This is a genomic window from Streptomyces atratus (genome assembly GCF_900119365.1).
Lineage (GTDB): Bacteria > Actinomycetota > Actinomycetes > Streptomycetales > Streptomycetaceae > Streptomyces > Streptomyces atratus_B.
Map to the genome: position 1 here is coordinate 128718 of NZ_FPJO01000007.1, position 25165 is coordinate 153882.

24 protein-coding genes and 3 pseudogenes are annotated in these 25165 nt (G+C 69.9%); 12 read left to right on the forward strand and 15 right to left on the reverse strand.

The window, feature by feature from the left end; all coding sequences use genetic code 11:
- Window positions 1-3 precede the first annotated feature (3 nt).
- Both BT364_RS14910 and BT364_RS14915 read left to right on the forward strand, forming a co-directional pair.
- On the forward strand, window positions 4-1233 hold the full coding sequence (locus tag BT364_RS14910; RefSeq protein WP_072485626.1) for an MFS transporter: 1230 nt from the start codon (window positions 4-6) through the stop codon (window positions 1231-1233).
- Between the two features lie 127 nt (window positions 1234-1360).
- Window positions 1361-2719: an acyltransferase family protein gene (locus tag BT364_RS14915; RefSeq protein WP_072485627.1), complete on the forward strand. Its 1359-nt coding sequence runs from the start codon at window positions 1361-1363 to the stop codon at window positions 2717-2719.
- Window positions 2720-2785: 66 nt separating this feature from the next.
- Here BT364_RS14915 and BT364_RS14920 read toward each other — a convergent pair whose 3' ends face one another.
- The 3 genes and pseudogenes from BT364_RS14920 to BT364_RS42950 form a co-directional block, all read right to left on the reverse strand.
- Complete coding sequence (locus BT364_RS14920; protein ID WP_072485628.1) at window positions 2786-3373, reverse strand: TetR/AcrR family transcriptional regulator; 588 nt, start codon at window positions 3371-3373, stop codon at window positions 2786-2788.
- Window positions 3373-3762 carry a DUF8051 family protein gene (locus BT364_RS14925; RefSeq protein WP_072485629.1) on the reverse strand — a complete coding sequence of 130 codons (390 nt, stop codon included), beginning with the start codon at window positions 3760-3762 and terminating at the stop codon, window positions 3373-3375. Before BT364_RS14925 ends, BT364_RS14920 begins: the two co-directional genes overlap by 1 nt.
- Window positions 3763-4018: 256 nt before the next feature.
- Window positions 4019-4378, reverse strand: a pseudogene (locus tag BT364_RS42950) (ATP-binding protein); the annotation flags it as partial.
- Between the two features lie 192 nt (window positions 4379-4570).
- Here BT364_RS42950 and BT364_RS14935 point away from each other — a divergent pair.
- The 5 genes and pseudogenes from BT364_RS14935 (at window position 4571) to BT364_RS14955 (ending at window position 8883) form a co-directional block, all read left to right on the forward strand.
- Window positions 4571-5425 carry a helix-turn-helix domain-containing protein gene (locus BT364_RS14935; RefSeq protein WP_072485630.1) on the forward strand — a complete coding sequence of 285 codons (855 nt, stop codon included), beginning with the start codon at window positions 4571-4573 and terminating at the stop codon, window positions 5423-5425.
- A gap of 11 nt (window positions 5426-5436) precedes the next feature.
- Window positions 5437-5637: a DUF397 domain-containing protein gene (locus BT364_RS14940; RefSeq protein WP_072485631.1), complete on the forward strand. Its 201-nt coding sequence runs from the start codon at window positions 5437-5439 to the stop codon at window positions 5635-5637.
- Window positions 5638-5859: 222 nt separating this feature from the next.
- A complete protein-coding gene (locus BT364_RS14945) occupies window positions 5860-6261 on the forward strand; it encodes a hypothetical protein (RefSeq protein WP_072485632.1) in 402 nt (133 codons plus the stop codon).
- Between the two features lie 78 nt (window positions 6262-6339).
- Window positions 6340-7557, forward strand: a complete 1218-nt coding sequence (locus tag BT364_RS14950) for an MraY family glycosyltransferase (protein ID WP_079179472.1) — start codon at window positions 6340-6342, stop codon at window positions 7555-7557.
- Window positions 7558-7747: 190 nt separating this feature from the next.
- Window positions 7748-8883, forward strand: a pseudogene (locus BT364_RS14955) (abortive phage infection protein).
- A gap of 34 nt (window positions 8884-8917) precedes the next feature.
- On the opposite strand, the gene BT364_RS14960 reads toward BT364_RS14955, so the two are convergent.
- The 3 genes from BT364_RS14960 to BT364_RS14970 are packed head-to-tail and all read right to left on the reverse strand — an operon-like array spanning window position 8918 to window position 11862.
- The gene (locus BT364_RS14960) at window positions 8918-9475 is read right to left on the reverse strand and encodes a hypothetical protein (protein ID WP_072485633.1); all 558 of its coding nucleotides are present in this window, start codon (window positions 9473-9475) and stop codon (window positions 8918-8920) included.
- Window positions 9472-11412, reverse strand: a complete 1941-nt coding sequence (locus tag BT364_RS14965; RefSeq protein ID WP_072485634.1) for an alpha/beta hydrolase — start codon at window positions 11410-11412, stop codon at window positions 9472-9474. Before BT364_RS14965 ends, BT364_RS14960 begins: the two co-directional genes overlap by 4 nt.
- Before the next feature lie 3 nt (window positions 11413-11415).
- Window positions 11416-11862 (reverse strand): hypothetical protein, encoded by a 447-nt coding sequence (locus tag BT364_RS14970; protein ID WP_072485820.1) that lies wholly within the window; start codon window positions 11860-11862, stop codon window positions 11416-11418.
- Window positions 11863-12223: 361 nt separating this feature from the next.
- Between BT364_RS14970 and BT364_RS14975 the strand changes: the two genes are divergently transcribed.
- Entirely contained in the window at window positions 12224-13741 is a 1518-nt protein-coding gene (locus BT364_RS14975) for a class I adenylate-forming enzyme family protein (RefSeq protein WP_072485635.1), read from the forward strand.
- Between the two features lie 123 nt (window positions 13742-13864).
- Here BT364_RS14975 and BT364_RS14980 read toward each other — a convergent pair whose 3' ends face one another.
- From BT364_RS14980 to BT364_RS14990, 3 genes are all read right to left on the reverse strand, one after another.
- Window positions 13865-14299: a PaaI family thioesterase gene (locus BT364_RS14980; RefSeq protein ID WP_072485636.1), complete on the reverse strand. Its 435-nt coding sequence runs from the start codon at window positions 14297-14299 to the stop codon at window positions 13865-13867.
- Complete coding sequence (locus tag BT364_RS14985) at window positions 14296-15477, reverse strand: aromatic ring-hydroxylating oxygenase subunit alpha (RefSeq protein ID WP_072485637.1); 1182 nt, start codon at window positions 15475-15477, stop codon at window positions 14296-14298. The genes BT364_RS14980 and BT364_RS14985 overlap by 4 nt, the downstream gene beginning before the upstream one ends.
- A 297-nt stretch (window positions 15478-15774) precedes the next feature.
- The gene (locus BT364_RS14990; RefSeq protein ID WP_072485638.1) at window positions 15775-17061 is read right to left on the reverse strand and encodes a geranylgeranyl reductase family protein; all 1287 of its coding nucleotides are present in this window, start codon (window positions 17059-17061) and stop codon (window positions 15775-15777) included.
- A 96-nt stretch (window positions 17062-17157) separates the two neighbouring features.
- Here BT364_RS14990 and BT364_RS14995 point away from each other — a divergent pair, with 96 nt between their 5' ends.
- Window positions 17158-17682 carry a GNAT family N-acetyltransferase gene (locus BT364_RS14995; protein WP_072485639.1) on the forward strand — a complete coding sequence of 175 codons (525 nt, stop codon included), beginning with the start codon at window positions 17158-17160 and terminating at the stop codon, window positions 17680-17682.
- Window positions 17683-17691: 9 nt separating this feature from the next.
- Here the strand turns inward: BT364_RS14995 and BT364_RS40095 are convergent, their stop codons facing one another.
- The 6 genes and pseudogenes from BT364_RS40095 to BT364_RS15020 form a co-directional block, all read right to left on the reverse strand.
- Window positions 17692-20094, reverse strand: coding sequence for a hypothetical protein (locus BT364_RS40095; RefSeq protein WP_256259784.1), 2403 nt, complete (start codon window positions 20092-20094; stop codon window positions 17692-17694).
- A gap of 15 nt (window positions 20095-20109) precedes the next feature.
- Window positions 20110-20178: pseudogene (locus BT364_RS44195) on the reverse strand (zinc-ribbon domain-containing protein); the annotation flags it as partial.
- Between the two features lie 127 nt (window positions 20179-20305).
- Window positions 20306-20998, reverse strand: a complete 693-nt coding sequence (locus tag BT364_RS15005; protein ID WP_072485641.1) for a demethylmenaquinone methyltransferase — start codon at window positions 20996-20998, stop codon at window positions 20306-20308.
- A gap of 179 nt (window positions 20999-21177) precedes the next feature.
- Complete coding sequence (locus BT364_RS15010; protein WP_072485642.1) at window positions 21178-21522, reverse strand: hypothetical protein; 345 nt, start codon at window positions 21520-21522, stop codon at window positions 21178-21180.
- Window positions 21519-22130, reverse strand: a complete 612-nt coding sequence (locus BT364_RS15015; protein ID WP_072485643.1) for an RNA polymerase sigma factor — start codon at window positions 22128-22130, stop codon at window positions 21519-21521. The genes BT364_RS15010 and BT364_RS15015 overlap by 4 nt, the downstream gene beginning before the upstream one ends.
- A 75-nt stretch (window positions 22131-22205) precedes the next feature.
- Window positions 22206-22529, reverse strand: coding sequence for a hypothetical protein (locus BT364_RS15020; protein ID WP_072485644.1), 324 nt, complete (start codon window positions 22527-22529; stop codon window positions 22206-22208).
- A 204-nt stretch (window positions 22530-22733) separates the two neighbouring features.
- On the opposite strand from BT364_RS15020, the gene BT364_RS15025 reads away from it, so the two are divergent.
- The 3 genes from BT364_RS15025 (at window position 22734) to BT364_RS15035 (ending at window position 25126) form a co-directional block, all read left to right on the forward strand.
- Window positions 22734-23243 carry a SigE family RNA polymerase sigma factor gene (locus BT364_RS15025; RefSeq protein WP_072485645.1) on the forward strand — a complete coding sequence of 170 codons (510 nt, stop codon included), beginning with the start codon at window positions 22734-22736 and terminating at the stop codon, window positions 23241-23243.
- Window positions 23244-23253: 10 nt separating this feature from the next.
- Window positions 23254-24201, forward strand: a complete 948-nt coding sequence (locus tag BT364_RS43945) for a hypothetical protein (protein WP_072485646.1) — start codon at window positions 23254-23256, stop codon at window positions 24199-24201.
- A gap of 79 nt (window positions 24202-24280) precedes the next feature.
- Window positions 24281-25126, forward strand: a complete 846-nt coding sequence (locus tag BT364_RS15035; RefSeq protein ID WP_256259785.1) for a DUF3152 domain-containing protein — start codon at window positions 24281-24283, stop codon at window positions 25124-25126.
- The last annotated feature ends 39 nt before the right edge of the window (window positions 25127-25165 follow it).

Sequence of the window (25165 nt, forward strand, 5' to 3'; positions counted from 1 at the left end):
GCCATGACCACCCCCGCGGCCACCACCCCTTCCGAACGCACCGCCCTCCCTCCCCGCACCCCCTTACGCGGCCGACTCGCCGTCGTCTCCGTCATGCTGGGCATCTTCTCGATCGTCACCACCGAGATCCTGCCCATCGGCCTGCTCACATCGATCGGGTCCGACTTCGCCGTCTCGGACGGCACGGCGGGCCTGATGATGGCCATGCCCGGACTCCTCGCGGCGGTCTCCGCCCCCTTGGTCACGGTGGCGACGGCACGTGTCGACCGGCGCGTGATGCTCTGCGCCTTCATGCTCCTGCTGGCCCTGGCCGACTTCCTCATCGCCGCAGCGACCGACTACCGCCTCGTCCTGGTCTCCCGGGTGATGGTCGGGGTCACCATCGGCGGCTTCTGGTCCATCGGCGCCGGGCTGGCCGGCCGGCTGGTCCGCCCGGCGTCGGTCGGCCGGGCGACAGCGGTGATCTTCTCGGCCGTCCCGCTGGGCTCCGTACTCGGCGTCCCCGCCGGTACGTTCATCGGCGGCCTGGCCGGCTGGCGGACGGCGTTCGTGGTCATGGGGGTGCTGGGCGTGGGCGTACTGGCCCTGATGCTCCTGGTGGTTCCGCCCCTGCCGCCGGCACAGGTCACCCGCGCGAGCCTGCTGCGCACCGTACTCGGCCGGCCCGGCACCCGGTTCGCCCTGCTCCTCACCTTCCTCATCGTTCTGTCCCACTTCGCGACGTACACCTATGTCGCCCCCTTCCTGGAACAGGTCACGCACGCCGGTCCGGCGCTGATCACGGTGTTCCTGCTGGTCTACGGCGCCGCCGGGATCGTCGGCAACTTCGTCGGCGGCGCACTCGTGACGCGCCGCCCGCGCGCCGCGGTCTCCCTCGCCGCGGGACTGATCGCCGCCGCGACCGCGCTGCTCCCGGTCCTGGGCAGGTGGGAGGCCGGAGCCGTCGCGCTGCTTGCCGTCTGGGGAGTCGCCTATGGTGCGGTGCCGGTCTGCTCGCAGACCTGGTTCACCAGGGCCGCGCCCGAAGCACCCGAAGCCGCGTCCGTCCTGTTCACCGCGTCCTTCCAGGCCACCTTCGCCCTCGGCGCCCTGGCGGGCGGAGCCGTCCTCGACCGCGTGTCCGTGTCGGCGGTCATGCTGCTCGGCGGCGCGACCGCGGCTCTCGTGGTGGTCGTGGTGGCCGCGACGGGGCCAAGCTCCGGGCACTTCGGCGTCCGGGGGCGGCGAGGGTGAACCACACCGGCGACCGCGCCCCGTACGCGGTGGGGACAACCCCACCATGGCACGCAGTGCTGGCCCCCCAATGAATTCGGGGGGCCGCTTTACTGTCCGTAGCGCCTGCTGACCGCACGATGATTGCATGCAGCAAACCCACGCACATTCGCCCGGTCGCGGTCGCGATTCATTCATAGACGTCATCAGAGCGCTATGCGTGCTGGCCGTGATTTCCCAGCACTGGCTCATGCCCGTACTGGCCTACGAGAACGGGCATTTGAGCACCGGGAATGCGCTCGCGAGCCCCGGCTGGTGGATTGTCACCTGGCTGACGCAGGTCATGCCCATGGTGTTCTTCGCCGGCGGGGCCGCCAATTTCTTCTCGTTCCGGTCGGCGAAATCGGTGCGCACCTGGCTCCGGAGCAGAATTGCGCGTCTCCTGGTGCCGGTCATACCCCTGGCAGCCGTGTGGCTGCTGCTGCCCCACGCGTTGATCGGCGCGGGAGTGCCTCAGCAACCCGTGCTGATGGCGGGCAAAACAGCCGGGCAGTTGCTCTGGTTCCTCGCCGTCTACGTACTCGTGGTCGCGCTCACGCCGGTGATGTTCCGGTGGTACCGCCGGTACGGATGGCGCGTGATCGGCGTACTCGCCGTCTGCGCCCTGGCCGTCGACGTACTGCGCTTCGAGGTCAGCCCTGCGATCGGTTTCCTGAACGCCCTGTTCGTCTGGCTGGCGGCCCACCAGTTCGGCTTCCACTACGCCGACGGCGGCCTGCGCATGCGGAACGCGTGGGCGTCGTCGGGTCTGGCCGCGGTCGGCTTCGGACTCACCGCGGCCGCCGTGTTCTTCGGCCCCTACCCGGCGTCCATGATCGGAATGCCCGGGGCCCCCGTCTCCAACATGAGCCCTCCGACCGCGTTGATGATGTCGCTGACCATCGGCCAGCTCGGACTCTGGCTGACGCTCAAGCCGGTGATCACGCGATTCGCCGAACGCCCCATGGCCACCGCCGTACTTCAGTGGTGCGGAGCCCGTTTCATGACGCTGTATCTCTGGCACATGCCCGCGCTCGTGATGACGGCGGGAATCTCAATTGTCGGACTCGGATTCGCGACGCCGACGCCCGGCAGCCCCCTGTGGTTCGCGGTGGCACCGCTGTGGGTCGGCGTTTTGGGATTCTTCCTGGTCAGCTTCACTCGAATTTTCGGCCGGTTCGAATTCCGTCGCCCCACCGGTGGGGCATCGGACATGAGCCTCGGCAAGGTCGTTCTCGCGGCCGTGCTTTCCGCCGGCGGTCTCCTCGGACTTGCCGCGCAGGGCTTCATTTCCCCCGGAAACCCGCTCGGTCCGGTGCTCTGCGTGGCGCTGGTGCTGACCGGACTGCTCGTCGTACGGGAGAAGAACGCCCCGAAGGCTGCCGCCGGGCAGGGCATTCGCACCGTGCCCGTTCAGCCGGTGGTGAGCCATGCAGGTGCCCGGGTTCTCTCCCGGCAGGGCAGCTGATGCGTGCCGCCTCGCGTACGGCGACCGCACGCCCCGTACGCAAGGCGGCTCTCGCGCTTCTGCATCTCATGAGCCGTCGGCTGCGAGCTGTTGCCGGACCAGGCCGACCAGTCCCTCGATGAGGGGGCCGGGCTCAAGGGACGGGTCGAGCGACCGCTGGAGGAGATATCCGTCGATCGCCGCCGTGAGGGTCACCGCGACGGTGAGCGGGCGCGCGACCCCCCGCTCCGCGAACCAGTCGCACAACCGCTGCCGCAACTCGGCCAGCAAGCCGGCGATCTCGGCACGCAGCTCGTCGTCCCGGCTCGCGGCGACGAGAGACTCGTGCAGCAGCAGCAGTTCCGGATCACGGGGATCGTTGGCGGACAGCGCACGGAGCATGGTTTCCACGGCCACGGCCGGATCCTCCTGCGCCACCGCCTCGCCGATCCGGTCGAGGAAGAACGTCCGGATCTTCCGCACGGCGGCGATGCGCCGGAGTTCGCCGATGCTCCCCACGTGGTAGTGGATCACTCCGGTGTTCACACCCGCGCGCTCCGCCACCCGCCGACTGCTCACATCGCCCCAGCCCAGCTCGGGAATGAGGGAGGCCGCGGCTTCGATGATCTTCTCGCGCGTGTCCGTCCGGCGCGAGGGGCTCGTCGACTCGCTCATCACAGCCGCACCCCCTGGATCGCGATCACGGCGATCACACCGGCCGAGGCCAGCGCGATCGCTTCGAGGACGAGCAGCTGCACCGGCAGGGGGTCGGGCACGACGGGGAAGACCGCGCCGAGGTCCGCCGCGAAAACCGCGATGTAGCCGAGGCTCAGCACCAGTGCCGCCACGAAGGCCCAGTGCTGACCGGCCATGGCGAACCCGGCCACCACGAAGCTGGCGAGCCCCAGAGAGGTCAGATACACGTTGAAGCTGTTGTACTGCCACCGCGGAAGCGGGGAGAAGTCCCTCGTGTCGATCAGCTTCCCCGGGACCATGGGAATCAGCAGCAGCGCCTCCCAGACCAGGAGTGCCGCGGTCACGGTCGCCAGCAAGGATTGGTTCATCACACTCTCCGATACGTGTACGTGCGGGAGTCGGCCGTCGATTTGGACGATAGTCCTGGACGGTCGTCCAAATCAAATGGAGAGGTGAGCCGCGCTCGCGGCGGAGAGGGTGAACCACACCGTCTTCGAGTGCGGTGACCGCGCCCCGTACGCGGTGGTCCCCCACCGGGCGGCGAGCGCGTCGACAAGGAGCAGCCCCCCGCCCACCCTCGTCCGCGCCGGTATCCGCGCCGGGGGTGCGCGGGGGCGGTGGCGTGGGCAGCCGGCCGGGTTCGTCGTCCGTCACGTACACCGTCACCTGCCGGTGGTTGACGGTGACCTCCACCCGGACCTGCGGCGAGTCCGTATGGCAGTACGCGTTGGAGACGATCTCGCTCACGCAGAGCCGGGCGTCGTCGACGAGGGGGGCGTGCCCGGCGGCCCAGAGCACCGTCGCCACGAAGTCCCGCACGATCCTGGGGGCGGTGGGGGCGTTCGGCACGACGAGCCGGTATCGCTCGCCGCGCTGGGGGAGGTAGGGGGCGGGTGACGGAGGAGCGGTTACGGGGGTCATGGCGCGGTCTCCCTGCGTGATGCGGTCTCCGGGGCGTTGCACGGTGGGCGTGGTCCGTGGCATTGGCCGGTCCCGTGGGCGTTCAACTCGCTTACGGGTGGCTGCACTTCGGACGATGACGCCTTTGAGCGTCGCCCACTGGGACCATAGGGCGCCAGAATGCCCCGTAGCAAGGTTGCCCCTGCCACTTCACGCGATCGGGTGGACCGGGGCAGCCGCACCACGCAAGACTGCGCGGGGACGAAGGATGGTGACATGCCACCGAGGGACAATCCGACCGCACGCCAGGCACGCTTGGGCTGCGAACTGAGGAAGCTGCGGGAGCAGGCCGGCCGAACGGCTCGCGAGGCCGCCGGACTCATCTCGACCGATCAGTCGAAGATCAGCCACATGGAAGCGGGCCGCATCGGCGTCAGCGAGGCGCGAATCCGCCGCCTGGCCAGCTTCTACGCATGCGACGACGCCGTGCTGATCGAGGCGCTGTGCGCCATATCCCGGGAGCATCGGGGCCAGTTCTGGTGGGACGAGTACCGCGGCGTGCTGGCACCCGGTTTCCTCGACATCGCGGAGCTGGAGCACCACGCGAGCCATATGCGCTGCCTCCAGTCCGTGACGCTGCCGGGACTGATTCAGACGCCGCAGTACGCGCGGGCGCTGTTCGAGGGAGTGCTGCCCAAGCTGCCCGAGGACGAGGTGGAGACGAGGGTCGAGCACCGCATGCGCAGGCAGGCCGTGCTCGACCGCGAGAAGCCATCGAAGTTCGACGTCATCGTCCACGAGGCCGGTCTCCGCATGCGGGTCGGCGGCCGCGAGGTCGCTCGCGGCCAGCTGGTGCGCCTCGTGGAGGCGGCCGACAGGCCGAACGTGTCCGTGCGCGTGATCCCGTTCGCCAGCGAGAAGTTCGTCGAGGTGACACAGACCGTGCTGTACGCGGGCGGAGTCGCGCCGCAGCTGGACACTGTCCACATCGACGCCCCGTTCGGAGGCGTTCAGCTGGACGCCATGGCCGATCTGAACCGGTACCGCATGCAACTCGACTTCGCCCAGCGGGTCAGCCTCGCCCCCGAGGAGTCGCGGAGCTTCATTCACCACATCGCACGGGACCTGTGATAATCCGCAGCATGAGCGCAGACATCGAGTGGCAGAAGTCGTCGTTCTCCGGCGGCGGCGGAGAACAGTGTGTCGAGGTCTCGCGGCAGGCCGAGGAGATCCTGGTGCGCGAGAGCGACGACCCGCGCGTGGTGACCAGGACGAGCCGCAGCAAGTTCGCCGCGTTCATCCAGGGCGTCAAGGCAGGCGAGTTCGACCACTTCGTCCAGTAGCGCTGTCCCGCCTGCCGCAGGAGAGCCTCCGTCCGTACCGGGCGGGGGCTCTCCTGCTACCTGGAGGCAACCATGCCCCGGGGCATGGTTGCGCCCCACGCTCCCGTAACGCTACCGTCGCTCTGCGTCGCCGCGTGACGGGAGTCACCCGTCCCGCCGTGCCGCCCCGCGCCCCCCGCTCGCACGCCATTTGGCGCGCCCGCTGCGATCGGACGACCGACGATGCGTACACCCCTCACCCCCTTACAACCGGTCGTCGAGCGCGGCTACCGGTTCGAGGCCCTCCGCTACAGCCCCGCCACCGGCTTCGTCCCCGAGCCGATCGACCTGCGCATCATGGCCACGTCCCAAGAAGCCATCCGCGCCATCCGGATCCAGCTCCGGGCGAACCATCTCTTCGGCCTCACGCCGCGCGAACTGGTCCGCGCCCTCCACTGGTCCGATCACGGCGGCTGGGTTCAGGCCCTGGCGGCACTCCACCGTGGCGAGCCCTGTGGGTTCACGCTCATGCTGCGCGGCGGCCGGCACATCGAATGGCACGTCCGCCCGCTGACGTACGTATCGCTCGACGCCCGCACCCACCACCGTCCCGCCCCACGCCCCGTCGCACAGAAATCCGTATGAGTTAGGCTCGCCGGGGCGCAGCGAGGGCATCGATCGGGCTCAGGTATCGGCCCGCTGGGCCGGAATGTGAGGCCGCCCGTGCGGGACTACTTGCTCATGCTGTTCATCACGGCGGCCGTGACCCATCTCCTGACCGGCCCCGTGCGGAAGTTCGCCATCACGATCGGGGTGGTCCCCGAGGTCCGGGCGCGCGATGTCCACCGCGAGCCCACTCCGCGCCTGGGCGGCATGGCCATGTTCGGTGGGCTGCTGGCCGGACTGCTGGTTGCCTCCCACCTGCCGCACCTGGAAGAGATCTTCACCCAGAGCTCGACGCCACGGGCACTGCTGTCCGGCGCGGCCCTGATCTGTCTGCTCGGCGTGCTCGACGACAAATGGGGCGTCGACGCGCTGGTCAAGCTCGGCGGCCAGGTACTCGCCGCCGGAGTGATGGTCTTCCAGGGGCTGACGATCCTCTGGCTGCCGGTGCCGGGCACCGACGGGATCTACCTCTCCGACTGGCAGGGCACACTGCTGACCGTGGGGCTGATCGTCGTCTCCATCAACGCGGTCAACTTCGTCGACGGGCTCGACGGGCTGGCCGCGGGCACGGTGGGCATCGCGGCGACGGCGTTCTTCCTGTACGCGTACCGGCTCTGGTACGGCTACGGGATCGAGGCCGCCGCGTCCACCACCCTGGTCTCCGCGATCCTGGCGGGTATGTGCCTGGGCTTCCTGGTCCACAACTCGCATCCGGCCCGGATCTTCATGGGTGACTCGGGCTCGATGCTGCTCGGCCTGCTCATCGCCGGGTGCGCGGTCTCGGTGACGGGCGAGGTGGACCCGAGCCTCCTCAGCCAGTCGGTGGACGGCAGGTCCGGGTCGGCAGCGATGGTGCCGGTCTACATTCCGCTGATCATGCCGCTGTCCGTCATCGCGCTGCCCGTCGCGGATCTCGTGCTCGCCGTCATCAGGCGTACGTGGAACGGAATGTCCCCCTTCGCCGCCGACAAGGGGCACCTCCACCACCGCCTGCTCCAGCTCGGCCACTCGCACCGCCGGGCTGTGCTGCTCATGTACTTCTGGTCGGCGCTTTTCTCGTTCGGGATCGTGGCCTACTCGGCGCGGGGCGCCAAGTCCTGGATGCTCTTCGGGGTCGCGTTCGTCTGCGCGGTGGGCCTGTTCCTGCTGCTCCAGCCCCGCTACGAATCCGGCCTCACCCGCCGCCTGCTGCCGCGCAGGCCCAGGGGCCGCGTGGTCGCCACCGGTGGGAAGCGCACCGGGGCCGACGAGGAGCACCGGGCCCCGTCCAGGTGACCGCGGTGCTCCGTTCGCCGAAGGCCGCGACCTAAGTAGCCGCTCCCTGAGCCCGGTTCATCCTTTGGTCGCGCACCCGCAGACTTTCGGGGGACGCCCGCACCCTCCCATGCTCCGCAGGCTGGCGGCGACACACGAACCGCCGACCGACCGGGGAGTCAGAGTGCATCGCGACGAGCGCAACAGGGGAATCAGCCGGGCGAGGTTCCTGGCCGGGGCGAGGGCGGTCGGGGCCGCGGCGGCCGCCGGACCGCTCCTGGCCGGCGCCCCCGCCTCGGCGGCCACGACCGGCCGACGGGGCGGGCGCGGGAAAGGCAAGGGGCTGACGCACCGAGGGGTCTGCTACACGATCGGCGCGGGTGAGACCCCCGGCACCGCGTGGAGCACCGCCCGTATGCGCGCGGATCTCCGTGCCATCAGGAACGACCTGCACGCCACGTCGGTCGAGGTGACGGGCGACGGCGTCGACCGTCTCAACGCCACCGCGTCCGAGGCCGCCGAGCTCGGCCTGCACATCTGGCTCCAGCCGACCCTGGGCGACCGCCCCGCGTCGGAGATCCTCGACCACCTCGCGGAGACCGGCCGGCACCTGGAGCGGTTGCGCCGCCAGGGCGCGCGGGCCGACCTGAGCGTGGGCTGCGAGTTCTGGCTGTTCGTACCGGGCATCGTGCCCGGCGCCAACGCGCAGGAACGCATCCGCAATCTGATGGAAGGCAACTACGACCCGGAGCAGATGATGCGCCGTCTGTCCGCGTTCACGGCACGGGCCGCCGCGGTCGGACGGTCGGTCTTCGGCGGCAAGCTCTCGTACGCGGCCGCGCAGGACGACGAGGTCGACTGGAGCCTCTTCGACATCGTGGGCATCGACTACTACTCGTACTTCCCCGACCGCGCGGACTACCTGCGCAAGCTGCGCCCGTACCTGCGCTGGGGCAAGCCGCTGGCGATCACGGAGTTCGGAACCTGCACGTACACGGGAGCACCCCAGCAGGGCGGAGCATGGGCTGGGACACGGTCGACTACACCAAGCAACCGCCCGAGATCAAAGGCGACTTGGTCCGCAGCGAGCGCACCCAGGCCGCCTATCTCACCGAACTCCTCGGCGTTTTCGAGGAGATGGGCCTGTACGCCGCGATGGCCTTCGAGTTCGTCACCGCCGACGCCCCGCACTCACCCGTCCCGCGATACGACCTGGACATGGCCAGCTATGCCGTGGTGAAGCCGGTCAAGGACCGGTTCGACGACCCGGAGTCCGACTGGCGCCGGGAACCGAAGCAGGCCTTCCACGCACTGGCGCGGTGCTATGGGCGAGCGGGCCGCCGCTGACGGGCGTCGGCGGGAGGGACGCCCTGCTGAAGAGTCACGTACGGGAAGAAGGAGAGCTCTTCGCGGACCAGAAATCCGACTTGACGTCAGGGATGGGGGTCAGCTTTCCAGCATAGTTCGGGCCGACTGTCTCCGCTTTCGGCGGAGACACCTCGGAAACGTTCACACAAGGCGTCGCAACCTCAAAAAAGGCCTGCCCTGCGCCGCCGATGAGCACGCGCACATTGAATTGGTCGGGCGTCCTGTAGTACATGGCCGGCATATCCGAGTTGTTCACCGAGAGCTGCTTGTATCCCTTCCCCTCCCAGTAGCGCTCGATCAATCCAAGAAAGCTCCCCCGACGTTCCTCCGAGATAATCGTCATGACCGCCCGGCGCCTCTGTACGTCACAGTTTCCCTCAGTCGACCGCTCGTGCGTCCAGTGCACCGCCGGTTTGATGGCAGCGAATGTACCGTCGAGGATCTCATCCGCCCGAACCGCCGCCTCCTGCATGTTCATCTTTACCTCCCGTTCAGCCGGATCACCCGATACACCGCATCCAGCCAGGAGCAGTGCTCCAGCCATCAGCACCATGGCCCTCAAAACCCTCATCGAGGCGTCTCCAACTTGATCTCCTCAGACTTCCCAACCACAATCTTGGCAATATTGTCGGCCGATTCCTGGTCTTCGTCCGGGTCGAAATAATTCGAATGCGCCGTCATCTTTCCATGGTCTTCGATGATGGTTGCGCCGTCGTCCACCATGAACCGTGTGGCTCCGAAACGCTCGCTTGCAGGGTCGGTGCCGAACCAACGCTCGCTGGGGTCGGTTTGTGCGTCTTGGGCCGTGTAGCCGGCAATACCTCCGACGAGGGCCCCGGCGCCGCCACCGATGAGTGCTCCCGGCGGGCCGGCCATGCCGGCTCCCAGAACAAATCCGGTCGACCCCCCGCCGACCGCGCCGGAGGTCATGCCGGATGCTTCCTCATGGCTCGGGAGTTTGGTGACGATGTCGTTGTCGGCTGCGCCCACATACACGTGGCCCTTACCCACATTGAGGTCCTGCGCGTTGTCCGCGCCGGTGCCGGGGCTTCCGACCAGGATGATGTCATCGGCACCGGGGATGCCACCTCTCTCCTGAGCTGCGAGCCCGACCGTGAGAGAGCCGTAGGAGTGCCCAATGGCGGTGACATGCGGGTTGCCGCCCTCGTGCGTTGCGGAGATCCCCTCCATGAACGCGTTGTAGCCAGGCGCCCCCGCCTCGGCGTCGTTCGTGAACATCACGCTGTTACCGCTGGCCAGATCGCCAGGTGTCGTCTGCGGCGCATCGTATCCGAGCCACACGATCGACGAGGTTCTGCTGGACTGATCGAAATGATGCGCGCCGAGAGCTGTCTGCAACGCGCGGTTCACTGTTCCACCGGCGAAGTCCGCGTCCAGCTTGGTGCCGAGTCCAGGGACATACGCCGAGACGTTGTCGGCGGTATCGGGGTTGCCGTAGGCGATGATCGCGCGGCCGTTTCCCTCATCGCCGATGCCCAGCAAGTACATCGGCGGCTCGCCGCCCTCCTCCAGCTTCTCCTGGATCCCCTTCAGGCCACCCAGCATCTCTCGCGAGGCGTCATCATGCTTCACACCGAGTTGCCCGATGAGCAGCTGAAGATTCTCGCGGTTTGCCTCATCGCGCGCCAGTGCCGGAATCCCGTCCAAGTTCCCGATCACCCCCGGAAACGCGGACAGATACTCCTCGCGTTGCTCCTTGCTGAGGTGGTCCCACCACTCCTTGCGTTCCGCAGGCGACTTGTCGAGCGGAAGGTGTTTCTCCAGGTACTTCTGGGCGGCTTGGCTCACCGCATCGGCGTCCGAACCCACGTCCGCCCACGTCTTGGTGTCGACCGTGAGGCCCGGGGCCGCCTTGAGCTTGTTGAGTGCCGAGCTGTACCGGGCGTCGATCTCGTGTGCTTCCCGCATGGCATGGGCGAGGCGGTCGGCGACGTCCTGGGCCTTGGCATGGTGCGGATTGGGACTCTTCAGCGCGGGAGCACCCGGGCCCAGAGCGGGGTCCAACATGCCGTTGGCATCGCGGTACAGCGCCGGGTTCCCGGCACCGATGAGGCCGTTGTTGCCCACCACGGAGCCGCCGGGGAGTGCATCGCCGGTCAGCTCGTTCTTACCGCCGGCAGGGTAGACGATGCTGCCGTTGTCGTTGACGGTGTATCCGAGCGAGGCAGCGTCCTCCAGGGCCTCGCGCAACCGGCGCTGTGGGGCGCCGAGTTCACTGGCGAGCCCGTCGAGGGCGCCTCGAATGAGACCGGTCTCGGTGTGGATGTAGTGGTAGTTCTCGCTCAGCCGCTTCAGTCGCTTCACGGCCGATCGGGCGGACTCGCTGTTCTGTGTCTTGGCGAGCCTGCCACCCATGTCGCCGTCGACGCGTTCGCGAGCAGCATCGGCGAACGCGGAAGCGGCACGCCAGCCGTCGGCGGCATCGGTCAGTTCCGACAGCTTGAGGTCGCGGAGCCGCTGCCAGGTCAGCCCGGGTGCTGTGGCCATGGTCTACTCTCCCCTCCTCGTGCCCGGCACCGCGACCGCCTTCGCTCTGCTCCCCACCTCGGCATCCACTTCGGCGAGGTCCACAGCCACCTGCCGCAGTTTCGGCTCCAGAGAACCGCACTCCTCACGGACACGACCGAGGCGTTCGTCCCACGAGGTGAGTACGGACGTGAGTGCTCCGAGGCTGGACAGCCCGGCCAGACCGTCGACAGTGCCGTCGTGAGCTCTGCGCAGATCAACCTTTGCGGTGATCGTGCTGGTCTGGAGATCATCCGCCGTGCCAGCCGCCTTCGTCCACGGGCCGCCCTTGTGCCTGAGCGTTCCGGTACCGCCCCCGCCACCGGACGGATCGGCGTGGCCGCCCTCCCCCGGAAGGCTGTTGAGCTGTAACCGAGCGGTGTGCCGCTCGGCCACCTGCGCCTTTACCTGTTCCCACTCGTCCCACGCCATGCACACGCCCTCCCCCGCGACCCGAGCCAACGCCCAGGTGAGTTCTCCGGCCGTGTCTGTTGTGCTCGCCGGAGGTTGTCGCTGCAGACGTTACAGAAGAGGTGCTCAGCGTCACGTCCGTACAGTCCCTCAGGCGGGCCCTGAGTATCCGTACCTACCCGCGACAGCTGCGGGCCGGGCCGTCGTCCGGCCGGTGGGACCATCGCACTCATTCACCGCCACACCAGGGGCTGTTGGGACTTCCGCAGAATATTGAACAGTGATTCAATCCTTGCTGAGCCGGTTGGAGCGCCATCCAGGAGTAGCGGCAGGACCGCGCTTCGTCGCGCCGCGGCCGCGACGGGATGTGGAGAGTCCTGCAGTGAACCTGACGTGGATGCTGGAGAAGTCGGCTCGCGCCTCTGCCGCGAAGCCCGCCGTGGTTTCCGACCTGGGCTCGATGACCTACGCCGAGCTGCTCTCGGCTTCGAAGCGCGCGGCTGCCGTACTGCGTGACCGCGGTGTGCGGCCGGGCGACCGCGTGGGCGTGATGATGTACAACACTCCCGCCTTCGCCGTGGCGGCGTTCGGCATCTGGCGGGCCGGCGCAGCCCTGGTGCCCATCAACCACAAGCTCACCGCACACGAGGTGGCGTACGTCATCGGGCACGCGAAGGTGCGCGTGGCAGTCGTGGCGGAGGAACTGGCCGGGCGCATGCGTGAAGGGGCTCCCGACATCGTTGCTCTCACCACGAGCGATACCCGCAGTGGCGAGTTCGACCTGCGCGTCGCGCAGGCTCAGGAGTGGGACGGCGTGGACGTCGGGCCCGACGACGTCGCACAGGTGCTGTACACCTCCGGGACGACCAGTGCGCCCAAGGGATGTCTCCACTCGCACCGTGGTCTGTCCAGCGTGCCCGCGTACACCACCGCGGCCACGGGTCTGCGCCGCGACGACCGGTTCCTGATCGCGATGCCGATCTGGCACGCGGCGCCCCTGAACAACTGGTTCCTGTCCATGATCTACCTCGGCGGCACCGTGGTCCTGCTCAAGGAGTACCAGCCCGTCGCCTTCCTCGAAGCCGTCCAGAAGCACCGGGCCACGGCGTTCTTCGGTGCCCCCATCGCCTACCTCGCCCCGCTGAAGACACTGGAAGCGGCGGGACGCGACCTGTCCGGCTTCGATCTGTCGCACATGCGGCTGTGGGCCTATGGCGGTGCACCACTGGGGGCGCAGACCGTACGGATGCTGCAGGCCGCCTACGGATCCGACCGCTTCTACCAGGTGTACGGGATGACCGAAATGGGCCCCGTCGGTTCCGCTCTCTATCCTCAGGAGCAGGTCGCCAAGGCCGGGTCGATCGGCGCAGGGGGAATGCCCGGCGTGGATATCCGCGTGGTCAGGGCCGACGGCTCCGATGCCCGCGCCGGCCAGACCGGGGAGCTGTGGCTGCGCTCGGGCACGCGGATGATCGGCTACCTCGACGACCCGGCTTCGACGGAGCGCGCGTTCGACGGCGACTGGTACAAGTCCGGGGATCTGGCACGCGTCGACGAGGACGGTTACCTGTTCATCGTCGACCGGCTCAAGGACGTCGTCATCACCGGCGGCGAGAACGTCTTCTCCCCCGAGGTGGAGGAGGCACTGCGCCAGCATCCGGCGGTCCAGGACTGCGCCGTCATCGGCCGGCCGCACGAGGAATGGGGAGAGACCGTCGTGGCCGTCGTGGAGGCCAACGCGGCTGTGACACTCGATGAGTTGCGTCGGTTCCTCTCCACGACGCTGGCCAAGTACAAGATCCCACGGGAACTGGTGGTACTCCCGTCCCTCCCCCGCACCCCCTCCGGCAAGGTGATGAAACACGTCCTGCGCGAGCAGGCGCTGCCGGGTGCACACTGACCACGCCTCGCCGCACGGACCCGCGAGTGGCCGACCGGCAAAGCGGGCAGGGCGGCCCCTGACGCGAGGACGGGGGTCTTCTCGCCAGGGGCCGGGGAGACAGCGGTGGGCGGGCGTCTGCTGTCAGTCCTCCCGCGCCGCGCGCTCGCCCGCCGTCACGATCGTCCCTTGCGCCACGGCGACCAGGCGCTCGGGTCCCTCCGACGACGTGACGTAGACGGAGCACTGGCACACGGCCTGCCTCCGGGTGGTGGCCGTGGCCTGCGCGCGGGCGATGACGACGTCGCCGACCGCCGGCTTGATGTAGTTGATCTTGTACTCGGCGGTGAGCGCATCGCCCCCCAGGGCGAGTCCTCCCGCGAATGTCAGCGCGTTGTCCGCCAGGTAGCTGAGGACCCCTCCGTGCACGAAGCCGTGCTGCTGCTGGATCTCAGGCCGGTTGGAGATGCGGATCTCGGCCGAGCCGGGCCCCACCGAGGTGAGTTCGGCGCCCAGGAACATGCTGAAGGGCTGGGCCTTGAAGATGCTGTGCGCGAAACCGCTGAGGTCCGTGGTCATGAGTGCTGTCCTGTCGTCGCGCGGGTGGTGGCCGAAGTATCGGCGGCCTCGCCCGGGCCGGTGAGCCGCTCGTCTATGTTGCTCTGGAACATCGCGAGCAGGCCCTCCGCGAGTCCGAGGACATGGTGATCGCTGCCGCCGTGGAGGAGGTGGCGTTGCACGTCCTCGGCGATGGCGAAGTCCTCCTGGTCGAACACGGCGTCGTTGGTGAACCGGAACCGCTTCTCCAGGGCACTTTGCCCGGCGGAACCGGCGAAGTCCTCGGCCCGGTAGAGCATCTCGTGAGTCCAGATCGTCCGGTCGGGGCTCAGCGGCCAGAACGTGTTGATGGACACGTAGTCGGGATGCAGGATGAAGAAGGTGTTGGGGAAGAGCGTGTAGTACACGGAGGCGTAGTCGAGGATGCGCCACTCCTCCTCCGGTTTGAGGGCGGTCTCACCTATGTTGGTGCGCGCTGCGGACAGCCGGATGTGCGGCCCGTCGCCGTCGTGGGCGATCACGCCCCTCTTGAAGGCGGACGCGAGCGTCTCCCGGTGGAGGTAAGGGACGTGGTAGCCCTCCAGGTATGTCTTGATCAGCAGCTTCCAGTTGGCTTCCTTGACGACCTTCGTCTTCTTGTACTGGACCAGCGAGGCCACGTCGAAGTTCACGAGGTCCTCGAAGAACACCCCGAGGAAGCCGGGGATGTCGAGCGAGGCCCCGGGCGTCCGGCCGACCCAGATCAGGCCTCCTGCCTCCGTGGCCGGCAGTTCCACCAGCCCGTAGTCGCACGGGTTCACGCCCGGGAAGTCGTGTGCCCGGGTGATGCCCTTCAGGGCGCCGTCGAGCCCGTAGACCCAGCCGTGGAAGGGGCAGACGAAGTTCTTCACCGTGCCGGCGGGCGCCTCGGCGATCCGGGCGCCGCGATGGCGGCACTGGTTGTAGAAGGCGCGGACCCGGCCGTCCTCACCTCTGACGACGAAGTACGGGAACTGGTCCCAGTCGCTGGTCAGATAGGCCCCTGGTTCGGCAAGCGCCGACGCGTGACCCGCGATCAGCGGGTACCGGGAGAAGGCCGAGGCGATCTCCTGCTCCAGGAGCCCCTCGTCCGTGTACTTGGTGACCGGAAGCCTGACGACCTCATCGAGCATCTTCTCGTCGCGGCGCGTCTCGCGCAGCGCGAGAAGGCGCTTGAGCATGTCTACCTGTTCCCCGTGTTGCATCTGTCCCCCCAAGTCCAGATCAAGCCATGAACCCTCGTTCAATTCATGGTACGGACGATGCAGGAGCGAGGCAACGATCCTCCGAAGCGGTAGCGGACGGTCCGTTCGGCGCACAACTGAGCGCCCGAAGACAGAAGTTGTGGATCCCGGCCACCGGCTGACCATCCGGTGGATCCGCCCCCGTCCCGCCGGAGACACCCGGCGGGAACCGGGCGACCGACGACCACGCCGAGCGGCGCCCCGGCAGGGCGGGAGCCGACCCGTCCGGGACGATCAGGCCTTCGGAGCCACCTTGGACAGCCCGTTGATGATGCGGTCCATCGCGTCGCCGCCCGTGGGGTCGGTGAGGTTGGCGAGCATCTTCAGGGTGAACTTCATCAGCAGCGGGTGCGTCAGGCCGCGCTGGGTGGCGACCTTCATGACCTTGGGGTTGCCGATCAGCTTCACGAAGGCGCGGCCCATCGTGTAGTAACCGCCGTAGGTCTCCTTGAGCACCTTCGGGTAGTTGTTCAGCGCCAGTTCGCGCTGGGCCGGGGTCGCGCGGGCGTGGGCCTGGACGATGACGTCCGCGGCGATCTGGCCCGACTCCATGGCGTACGCGATGCCTTCGCCGTTGAACGGGTTGACCATGCCGCCCGCGTCACCGACGAGCAGGAGGCCCTTGGTGTAGTGCGGCTGGCGGTTGAAGGCCATCGGGAGGGCGGCGCCGCGGATCGGCGTCGTCATGTTCTCCGGGGTGTAGCCCCAGTCCTCCGGCATCGAGGCGCACCACGCCTTGAGGACCTCGCGCCAGTCCAGCTCCTTGAACGCGGAGGAGGAGTTGAGGATGCCGAGGCCGACGTTGGACGTGCCGTCGCCCATGCCGAAGATCCAGCCGTAGCCGGGCAGCAGCCGGTCCTGGGGGCCGCGCCGGTCCCACAGCTCCAGCCAGGACTCCAGGTAGTCGTCGTCGTGGCGGGGCGAGGTGAAGTACGTGCGCACGGCCACGCCCATCGGGCGGTCCTCGCGGCGGTGCAGGCCCATGGCGAGCGAAAGCCGGGTGGAGTTGCCGTCGGCGGCGACGACGAGCGGGGCGTGGAAGGTGACCGGGGTCTTCTCCTCGCCGAGCTTCGCGTTGACGCCGGTGATGCGGCCGGTGCGGTCGTCGACGATCGGGGCGCCGACATTGCAGCGCTCGTACAGCCGCGCGCCCGCCTTCTGCGCCTGGCGGGCCAGCTGCTCGTCGAAGTCGTCGCGCTTGCGGACCAGTCCGTAGTCCGGGTACGAGGCGAGATCGGGCCAGTCCAGCTGGAGGCGGACGCCGCCGCCGATGATGCGCAGGCCCTTGTTGCGCAGCCAGCCGGCCTCTTCGGAGATGTCGATGCCCATGGAGACGAGCTGCTTGGTGGCGCGCGGGGTGAGGCCGTCGCCGCAGACCTTCTCGCGGGGGAAGGCCGTCTTCTCCAGGAGCAGAACGTCCAGTCCGGCCTTGGCGAGGTAGTACGCGGTCGTGGAGCCGGCCGGGCCTGCCCCGACGACGATCACATCCGCGCTGTGTTCGGAGAGGGGCTGCTCGGTCACGGTCGGATCTCCCGAAGACTCGAAATCGCGTGCCGCGCGGCACCTGTCCCATGCAGTCTAGGGGGGTTCGCTGATCGACTTTCGAAGGGCTCCCAGATGTCGACCGTGCTTCCCGGCGCTCCCTCCGTACAGCTGCGCGTCCCGATCGACGAGGACGCGCTCTCCTGGCACCGCGCCTTCGACGACCCCGAGGTGATGGAGTTCTTCGGCGGTGCGTCGGAGGAGCTCTCGATGTACGAGGAGTGGACCGCCCGGCAGCGCCGGCTCGACGCCGAACTCGGCTACTGCCTGTGGACGGTGCTGGGCGAGGACGGCGAGGTGGCCGGCTTCACGGGCGCCCAGCCGTGGCCGCGGACCGATTACGGGCCGGTCGGCGAGATCGAGATCGGCTGGCGGCTGGCCCGGACCGCCTGGGGCCGGGGTTACGCCACCGCCGCCGCGCGCCTCACGCTGGAGCGGCTGCGCGCGGCCGGGGTGGAGCGGGTGGTGGCGACGATCGACGCGGCGAACGAACGGTCCCTGGCGGTGGCCCGGCGGCTGGGGATGGAGCGGGCGGAGAGCTTCACGACGCCGAGGACGGGCCAGGAGGTGGTCTGCTTCCGGCTGGCCCTGACGCCGTGAACGCGCGCGTCAGTCGATGTCGTTGAGCATCCAGGTGGACAGGGCGGTGTCGAAGATCCGCCGGGCGCCGGGCCATTCGGTGTCGCGTTCGGTGGTGTAGACGGCGTACTCGGTGCCGTCGTCCGCGATGTAGCTCTGGTCGATCGCGTGGATCGTCTCGCCGCTCTCCCGGTCCTCGTAGGTGTACTCCCAGATCGCGCCCGGCCGCCCCTGGAAGGTGTTGGCCGTCAGCTCCAGCCGTCGGTAGTTCTTCTGGTTCGCGTCGGCGGTGTGCTCCAGCGTCACGAAGTTCTCGTACGAGGTGTACGGGGCGTTGCGGATGACGCCGACCTTGAGTGCGGCCCGGCCGGTGGAGCCCGCGTAGGTGATCTGGTGGTTCTCCTCGCTGCGCCGGTCCCAGACCGTGGGGACGGCGAAGGAGAAGCCGGCGGTGTCGGAGACGAGCCGGAAGCCCTCGGGGACGGTGGGGGCGGAGGGGGTGGCGGAAGCGGTGGGGGCCGGGCTGCCGGACGGGGACGGATCGGGGGACGAGGTCGGTTCGTCGGTCGGCGCCCGACTGCTCCGGGCCTCGGTGGTGGGCTTGTCGTCCGTGGCCGCTCCGTCGCCGCTCCGGCCGTCCGTCAGGGCCAGGACCCCCGCGGTCGCGCCGCCGCCGACGAGCAGCGCCGCGACGAGGGTGCCGGTCCAGACGAGGGCGGAGCGCCTGCGGCCACCGGCCGGGGAGGACAGGGAGGCCTGAGGAACCGTGGGCGCGGCGGTCAGGCGGGCGGTCTGCGGGTCGTAGGGGGACGCGTCGTACGGAGTCGGCGTCGGAGCCGGAGTCGGCGTCGGCGCCTGAGCCGGAGTCGGCGTCGGAGTCGGCGTCGGCGCCTGAGCCGGAGTCGGCGTCGGCGTCGGCGTCGGCGTCGGCGCCTGAGCCGGAGTCGGCGTCGGCGTCGGCGTCGGCGTCGGCGTCGGAGCCTGAGCCTGAGCCGGAGTCTGCGTCGGCGGGGTGGCCGTCGGTGCCGGGACGACCGCGGTGGGGGCCGAGGCCGTCGGGTCGTACGGGGCCTGGGCCGGAGCCGCCGGAGCCGCACCGGGCAGCGGCGGCACCGGCGTCTGCGCGGTCCGCCCCGGCAGGCGCAGCAGATACGGCGCCACGAGCACCGCGCCGCCCACCCACAACAGCCCGAACAGCAGCGCGTCCGACACGCTCGTCGCGAGTTCGGCCGTGCCCTGGCCACCCATGTCCTCGAAGCCGCCCGCCAGCTCCGTGGAAACCCCGCTGATCCCGCTCAGCACCAGGAACAACGCGAGGAACAGAGCGCCCGCGGTGGCCTGTTCACGCCGGTCCGCCGAGCGCCGCGCGGCGTGGATCCCGATCGCCAGCGCGCAGACGGCGCCGAGGGCCAGAGCTCCGGCCACCGCCCAGCCGTTCAGCACCTCGCCCAGTTCGGACAGCCCGAAGCCGCCGTGCTCCATGCCCGAGCCGAAGAAGCTGACCTGCCCGCGCACGTCGTACTCGACCGGGGCGCCCCAGCTCAGCCCGAGCACCGTCAGTGCGATGTTCGGCAGCAGCGGCAGTGCGATCAGCATGGACTCGCCGTCCACGCCGTCGGCGTCGGCGTACGCGATGTACCCGACCAGAGCGCACAGCAGGAGCACGGCGCCGAGTGCCCGTACCGCCGTGCCCGCCGCCCGGACCGCGGTGAGCGCCGCCGGCCGCGCGGCCAGCCACTGGGCCGAGGCATCGCGCTGGAGTACGCCGCCGGTGACGAGCAGCGCGATGACCAGCGCCCCGAGCGTGGCGAGCAGAGGTGCGGACGAGACCGACACACCCGCGACATCGGGCTGCGCGAACAGCCCGAGGACCAGGACGGCGGCGGAGGCCACCAGGCTGATCCGTACCGCCGCCTCCAGCCCGCCGCCCTGCGCACGGGCCCTGCGGGCGCCCAGGATCAGCGCGCCCACCCACAGCACGGTGACGGTCAGCGGGACCACGGAGAGCGAGGCGCCGCCCTGCGACATGCCCCCGTCGAAGTCGTACCCGCCGTCGTCGAAACCGCTGCCGCCGAAATCACCGCCGCCCGGGCCCGTGGACCGCAGCTCGAAACCGCCGCCGAACGCCTGGAGCAGCATCGCCAGCGCGATCCGCAGCCGGTCGCTCCAGCCGACGACGATGTCGTCGCCCTGCCCGTACGAGGGAATGGCGAGCGCCACCGCGAGGGCGAGGATCAGCCCGCTGGGCCAGGCGGCGGCCTTCACCGAACCCGCCCAGTCGCCGCGGAAGGTCCGCCCCAGGAACGCGCCGAGTGGCGACGGAACCGCCGGACCGGGCAGCGGCGGCGCGGCGTGCGGCATCGGCGGCGGGGCCACGGGCGGGACGGAGGGCGGGGCGGGCCGCGCCGTCCCGGCCTCCGGTGCCATCTCCACGGTCGGACGTTCGCGCCCGCACTTCATACAGAAGCGCGCCCCGTCCGGGGCCTGTGTTCCACAGAAGGGGCAGTACAACGGCATGCGGGCTCCGGCGACAGAAACGGGGACGGGAAGTGGTCCGGGGAGGTCGGGAAAGACATGTGCGCTTCAACGGACACATCTTCCCGGCCGCCCGGTTCCCGTCGGCGGAAGTCACCGAACCGTTGTCTCAGGGACGCACGCCCCGGTGCAGCGCCACCACACCGCCGGTGAGGTCGCGCCAGGCGACCTTCGACCAGCCGGCCCGCTGGAGCGCGGCCGCGAGCCCGGGCTGGTCGGGCCAGGCGCGGATGGACTCGGCGAGGTAGACGTACGCGTCGGGGTTGGACGACACCGCACGCGCGACCGGCGGCAGCGCCCGCATCAGGTACTCGGTGTAGACGGTGCGGAACGGTGCCCAGGTCGGCTGCGAGAACTCGCAGATCACCACCCGGCCGCCCGGCTTGGTCACCCGGTGCAGCTCGCGCAGCGCCGCGTCCGTGTCCTGGACGTTGCGCAGCCCGAAGGAGATCGTCACCGCGTCGAAGGTCTCGTCGCGGAACGGCAGCCGGGTGGCGTCGCCCGCGGTGAAGGGCAGCCAGGAGTGGCGCTTCTTGCCCTCCCGGAGCATGCCGAGGGAGAAGTCGCACGGCACGACGTACGCGCCCGTCGCGGCGAACGGCAGCGACGACGTCGCGGTGCCCGCGGCCAGGTCGAGGATCTTCTCCGCGGGCCGGGCGTGCACCGCCTTCGCGACCTCCTTGCGCCACAGCCGGGCCTGGCCGAGTGACAGCACGTCGTTGGTGAGGTCGTAGTTCGCCGCCACGTCGTCGAACATCGTGGCGACTTCGTGCGGCTGCTTTTCCAGGGAGGCTCGGGTCACCCATCCATTCAAGCAGCCCGGTCCGCGCCGCTCCGCGCCGGTCGCGAGTCGGGCCCGGGTGGACTGAACCAATCCGGGCCACCCGCAGTCGGTACGGAAGGGGGCACGGAGCCACCGGGAGCACCGAAGGCGTCGCCGGGCGGGCGCTTATGCCGTACCGGCCGCGATCCGGACGTGATCTATGACCGGCTGGTCACACTGGGGTCCGGACCGGACGGGCCGACCGGGCGCGGAGATGTGGCCGGCAGCGGTTCATCGATGCCCGGGGTGCTGGCGGGCGGCACCGGAGCCGGGTCCAGCGGGCTGTCGGGCAGCAGCACCAGCAGGCACACGGTCACCACGGCGGCAGCCACACCGAGCGCGGCGAAGGCCATCCTGCGCACCCGGTGCACTCCCCAACTGCGTCCCTGCGGGGGTGCGTCGCGGCGCAGGTCGCGGTGCGTGACGAGCGCGGCGCGGGCGGCCAGCGCGGCACGCAGCCGGTCCTCGGTCGCAAGTCGGCGGTCTTCGGCGTTCGGCTTCATGGGCCCGCCCCCAGCTTCTTCTCCAGGACATCCAGCGCGCGGCTCGCGGTGGACTTCACCGTGCCGCGCGACAGCCCGAGCGTCTGCGCGATCTGCGCCTCGGTCAGCTCCGACCAGTAGCGCAGCACCAGTACCTCTCGCTGACGCTGCGTCAATTGTGCCATTGCGTCGAGAACTTGACGGTGCTCCTCGGCAAGCAGCAGCCCCTCGTCGACGGGCGGCCCATAACCCTGGTGGGGCGGGGTGTAGGCACGGGCGGTGCGACGTCTGCGCAGCACGGAGCGGGCCGCGTTGACCACGGCTGTGTGCAGGTAGGCCCCGGGGTCCCGGAGCCCGTCCAGCGAAGTGCCGTGCGAGCGGCAGACTGCGGCGAAGGCGTCCTGGACGACGTCCTCGGCGGTGTGCAGATCGTCCACCAGGAAGAGCGCGAGCCGCACCATGTCGAGTCGCCGCGCCTGGTACAGCTCGGTCAGCGTGGGCGGCGGCTCGTCGTCGTACGGCGTACCGAGCCGCAGACGATGTCCCCATTCCGGCGCATCCTCGGTCCGGGGCATGCGGGAGAACAGACGGGACCACCAGGGCGGCGCTGTGGGGATGGCGTACTGCATGGACCTCGATCCGTTGCAGGAGGGGCGGGCGGGCCTGCGGAGAGGCCGGCCCGCCCCGTGGTGCTGCCGCTGCCGCTACTTCTGGGCTCCGCTGCCCGGCTTGATCACCCGGGGCGCTTCGGCCGGGACGGGCGCGGTGCCGGGCTTGCCCGCGTCGGCCTGCTTGCCCGCCTCGACGACCTTCGGGGTACCGGCGGGCTTCGAGCCGACGGGCTTCGACACGGTCTGCGGGGCTGCGTCCCCGGGCGTGGTGACCTTCGGCGCGGCGGGGGCCGGCTTCACGCCGGAGTCGGCGACGGCCTGCACGGCGAAGCCGCCGCCCAGCAGCAGCACGACACCGGTGACGGTACCCAGGACCCGGGGGCGGAGACGGTGGTTCCACTTGGTGTGCGTAGACATGGGGCTCTCCTGAGGAAGTGACGGAAACACGGTCTGGAACGACAGCTGAAAGGCGCCTTCAACCCACCAGACGTGCGAGACCCCCCGAGGTTGCGACCACATCCGAGAAACCTCATCAGTTCCGGAACTCGGCTTCAACCTTTTGGCCACGGCATTACTCAGTACAGAGGTGAGAGACCACCGAGACCCCGGAGAGGGGGACAGATGACCGCAGACGGCAGCCGGGACTCCACCGGGTTCGAGGAGTTCGCCCGGGCGAACCAACGGCGTCTGTACCGGACCGCATATCTGCTGTGCGGCGATGCGGAGAGCGCCCGCGATCTGACCCAGACGACACTGGCCAAGCTCTTCCAGTACTGGCACCGGGCGAGCAAAGCCGACCATCCCGCAGCCTATGCGCGCACCGTCCTCACCCGGACGTATCTCGCCGAGCGCCGGCGCCGGCTCCGCGACTTCCTGGCCCACAGCCATGTCGACGCCCAGCCCTCCGCGGTGGCCCCCGAGCTGACGGTGACGCTGCTGACCGCGCTCGCCGAACTGCCGCCCCGCGCCCGGGCGATGGTCGTCCTGCGCTACTGGGAGGACCTGGGCGTGCAGACGGTCGCCGAGTTGCTGCGCTGCAGCGAGTCCACCGTCAAGAGTCAGTGCTCACGCTCGCTCGCCACGCTTCGTACGCGGCTGGGCGACCCGCACCTCTACACCACCCGCAGCTGAGGAGAACGTCATGGACATGTTTCCGGAAGGTGCGCCGCAGGAGAGCGAGGCCCGGCTGATGAGGGAGGCCATGGCGGAGGCGGCCGAGGGTGCGCCACCGCTGCCGGACCTGGTGCCGGTCGCCCTGGCCGAGGGCCGCAGGCGCCGCACCAGGGCGCGGGCGGCGATCGGCGGCTGGATGGTGGGAGTGGTGGCGCTCGGAGTGCTCGGCGTGACGCTGCCGTCCTGGGGTACGGGCACCGGTACGGGTGAGGGCACCGCGCGGGTCGGGGCGCCCTCACCCGTACCGAGCACGGGGCACGGGACCCCGTCCCCCATGCCCGCCAGGCCCACGACCGTCTTCTCGACGCCACCCCCCTCACCCTCCTCGCCCCCCGGGCCGTCACGTACGCCCGTCCACATCGAGCCCACTCCGGGCGAGTCGTCCATGGCCGACCTGCCCGCGACCGAGCGCGGGCGGCAGGAAAAGTTCCAGCAGAAGGCGGCGGCCGTGCTGGACGAGCTGCTTCCTGCGGCGTTCGGCACGGTACGCCCGGTCGACCTGGCCGTCAGCGAGTACCAGGGCGGGTCCGGGGGGCATGTCTTCCCCGTCGTCCTCTCCGTACAGCCCACCGGCGACGCGTCCGGCAGCCCGGCACAGGAGCCGTGCCACTACGGCCCGAAGAAGAGGTACCGGTGCGAGGAGGCGGCGCTGCCGGACGGCATCGTGGCCCGCACCGTCACCGCGGTCGGGAGTTCGAAGGGCGGGAAGGACATCGTCGGCGTCAGTGTCCGCTTCCCTTTCAAGGACAGCACCGTCGTCCTCTCGGCCGACGGCGACGAATCCGCCATGGTCTCGGCGCCGGTCAACGCCGACCAGCTGCTCCACGTCGCCCGGGACGCCCGCTTCCTGCGCCTCGTGCGGTACGCGGACGCGTTCCCGATGGAGCCGAAGCGGGAGTCCGTCCATGGCGGGTGAGGAACGGGGCCGCCGGGGGCGGGGCCGTGGTCGTGCTGCAACCCGGCGGGCCCGTCGCCGACGGACCCGGATACGGGTGATGGGCGCCCTGCTGGTACCGGGTGCGCTGCTCTGCGGGGCGCTGGTGTGGGGGCCGTGGGGCGGCGGTGACGGGGCGTCCACGGTGGCGGACGCCCCGTCGGACCGGGCGGCGGTGTCGTCGTCCCCGGCCCCCGGGCCCGACTCCCGCTCCGTGCCCGGCCGTCCGCTCCCTTCCGCCTCGGGTGCCGCCTCCGACGCCGGGAAGGAACGCAGGGCGAAGAAGAGGCCCGAGCCGAGGAAGCGGGCGGACGAGTCCCGGACCTCGCGCGGGTCCGTGCCCGGACATGGCTCCGGTACGTTCGTCACCGCCGCCGCTGCGCGCACCGGCAGCCATGGCACCGGCACGGTCCACCGCTACCGCGTCGAGGTGGAGCGGGGCACCGGTCTGGCCACACGCCCCGCCGCGGCCGCGGTCTCCGAGGTGTTCGGCGACCCGCGCGGTTGGACCCGCACCGGGCGCGACGCGTTCCGGCAGGTCGACTCGGGCCCGGCCGGTCTGGTGATCCGGATCGCGACACCGGACACCGTCGACCGGCTCTGCGGGGCGTACGGGCTGAACACACACGGCGAGGTCAACTGCCGAGTCGGCACCACGGTCGTGGTGAACCTGAAGCGGTGGATGCGGGGGTCGCCGCAGTTCGACGGCCCGCTGGCCGAGTACCGGGCGCTGATCATCAATCACGAGGTCGGCCACTGGCTGGGCCACGGCCATGAGACCTGCCCGGGACCCGGACGCCACGCGCCCGCGATGATGCAGCAGATCGACGGGCTGAAGGGGTGCGTCGCCAATGCGTGGCCGTACACAGCCGCAGGCACATACATACGCGGCCCGTCCGTGTTGTGACAACACGGGTGCCCGGATTCCGGGACCGTCCGCCCGCGG

What these genes read in the sequence shown, in the direction of transcription:
- BT364_RS14910 (WP_072485626.1), top strand. Translation starts at nt 4, where the DNA reads ATGACCACCCCCGCGGCCACCACCCCTTCCGAACGCACCGCCCTCCCT.
- BT364_RS14915 (WP_072485627.1), top strand. Translation starts at nt 1,361, where the DNA reads ATGCAGCAAACCCACGCACATTCGCCCGGTCGCGGTCGCGATTCATTC.
- BT364_RS14920 (WP_072485628.1), bottom strand. Translation starts at nt 3,373, where the DNA reads ATGAGCGAGTCGACGAGCCCCTCGCGCCGGACGGACACGCGCGAGAAG.
- BT364_RS14925 (WP_072485629.1), bottom strand. Translation starts at nt 3,762, where the DNA reads ATGAACCAATCCTTGCTGGCGACCGTGACCGCGGCACTCCTGGTCTGG.
- BT364_RS14935 (WP_072485630.1), top strand. Translation starts at nt 4,571, where the DNA reads ATGCCACCGAGGGACAATCCGACCGCACGCCAGGCACGCTTGGGCTGC.
- BT364_RS14940 (WP_072485631.1), top strand. Translation starts at nt 5,437, where the DNA reads ATGAGCGCAGACATCGAGTGGCAGAAGTCGTCGTTCTCCGGCGGCGGC.
- BT364_RS14945 (WP_072485632.1), top strand. Translation starts at nt 5,860, where the DNA reads ATGCGTACACCCCTCACCCCCTTACAACCGGTCGTCGAGCGCGGCTAC.
- BT364_RS14960 (WP_072485633.1), bottom strand. Translation starts at nt 9,475, where the DNA reads ATGAGGGTTTTGAGGGCCATGGTGCTGATGGCTGGAGCACTGCTCCTG.
- BT364_RS14965 (WP_072485634.1), bottom strand. Translation starts at nt 11,412, where the DNA reads ATGGCCACAGCACCCGGGCTGACCTGGCAGCGGCTCCGCGACCTCAAG.
- BT364_RS14970 (WP_072485820.1), bottom strand. Translation starts at nt 11,862, where the DNA reads ATGGCGTGGGACGAGTGGGAACAGGTAAAGGCGCAGGTGGCCGAGCGG.
- BT364_RS14980 (WP_072485636.1), bottom strand. Translation starts at nt 14,299, where the DNA reads ATGACCACGGACCTCAGCGGTTTCGCGCACAGCATCTTCAAGGCCCAG.
- BT364_RS14985 (WP_072485637.1), bottom strand. Translation starts at nt 15,477, where the DNA reads ATGCTCAAGCGCCTTCTCGCGCTGCGCGAGACGCGCCGCGACGAGAAG.
- BT364_RS14995 (WP_072485639.1), top strand. Translation starts at nt 17,158, where the DNA reads ATGTCGACCGTGCTTCCCGGCGCTCCCTCCGTACAGCTGCGCGTCCCG.
- BT364_RS15010 (WP_072485642.1), bottom strand. Translation starts at nt 21,522, where the DNA reads ATGAAGCCGAACGCCGAAGACCGCCGACTTGCGACCGAGGACCGGCTG.
- BT364_RS15015 (WP_072485643.1), bottom strand. Translation starts at nt 22,130, where the DNA reads ATGCAGTACGCCATCCCCACAGCGCCGCCCTGGTGGTCCCGTCTGTTC.
- BT364_RS15020 (WP_072485644.1), bottom strand. Translation starts at nt 22,529, where the DNA reads ATGTCTACGCACACCAAGTGGAACCACCGTCTCCGCCCCCGGGTCCTG.
- BT364_RS15025 (WP_072485645.1), top strand. Translation starts at nt 22,734, where the DNA reads ATGACCGCAGACGGCAGCCGGGACTCCACCGGGTTCGAGGAGTTCGCC.
- BT364_RS43945 (WP_072485646.1), top strand. Translation starts at nt 23,254, where the DNA reads ATGGACATGTTTCCGGAAGGTGCGCCGCAGGAGAGCGAGGCCCGGCTG.
- BT364_RS15035 (WP_256259785.1), top strand. Translation starts at nt 24,281, where the DNA reads ATGGGCGCCCTGCTGGTACCGGGTGCGCTGCTCTGCGGGGCGCTGGTG.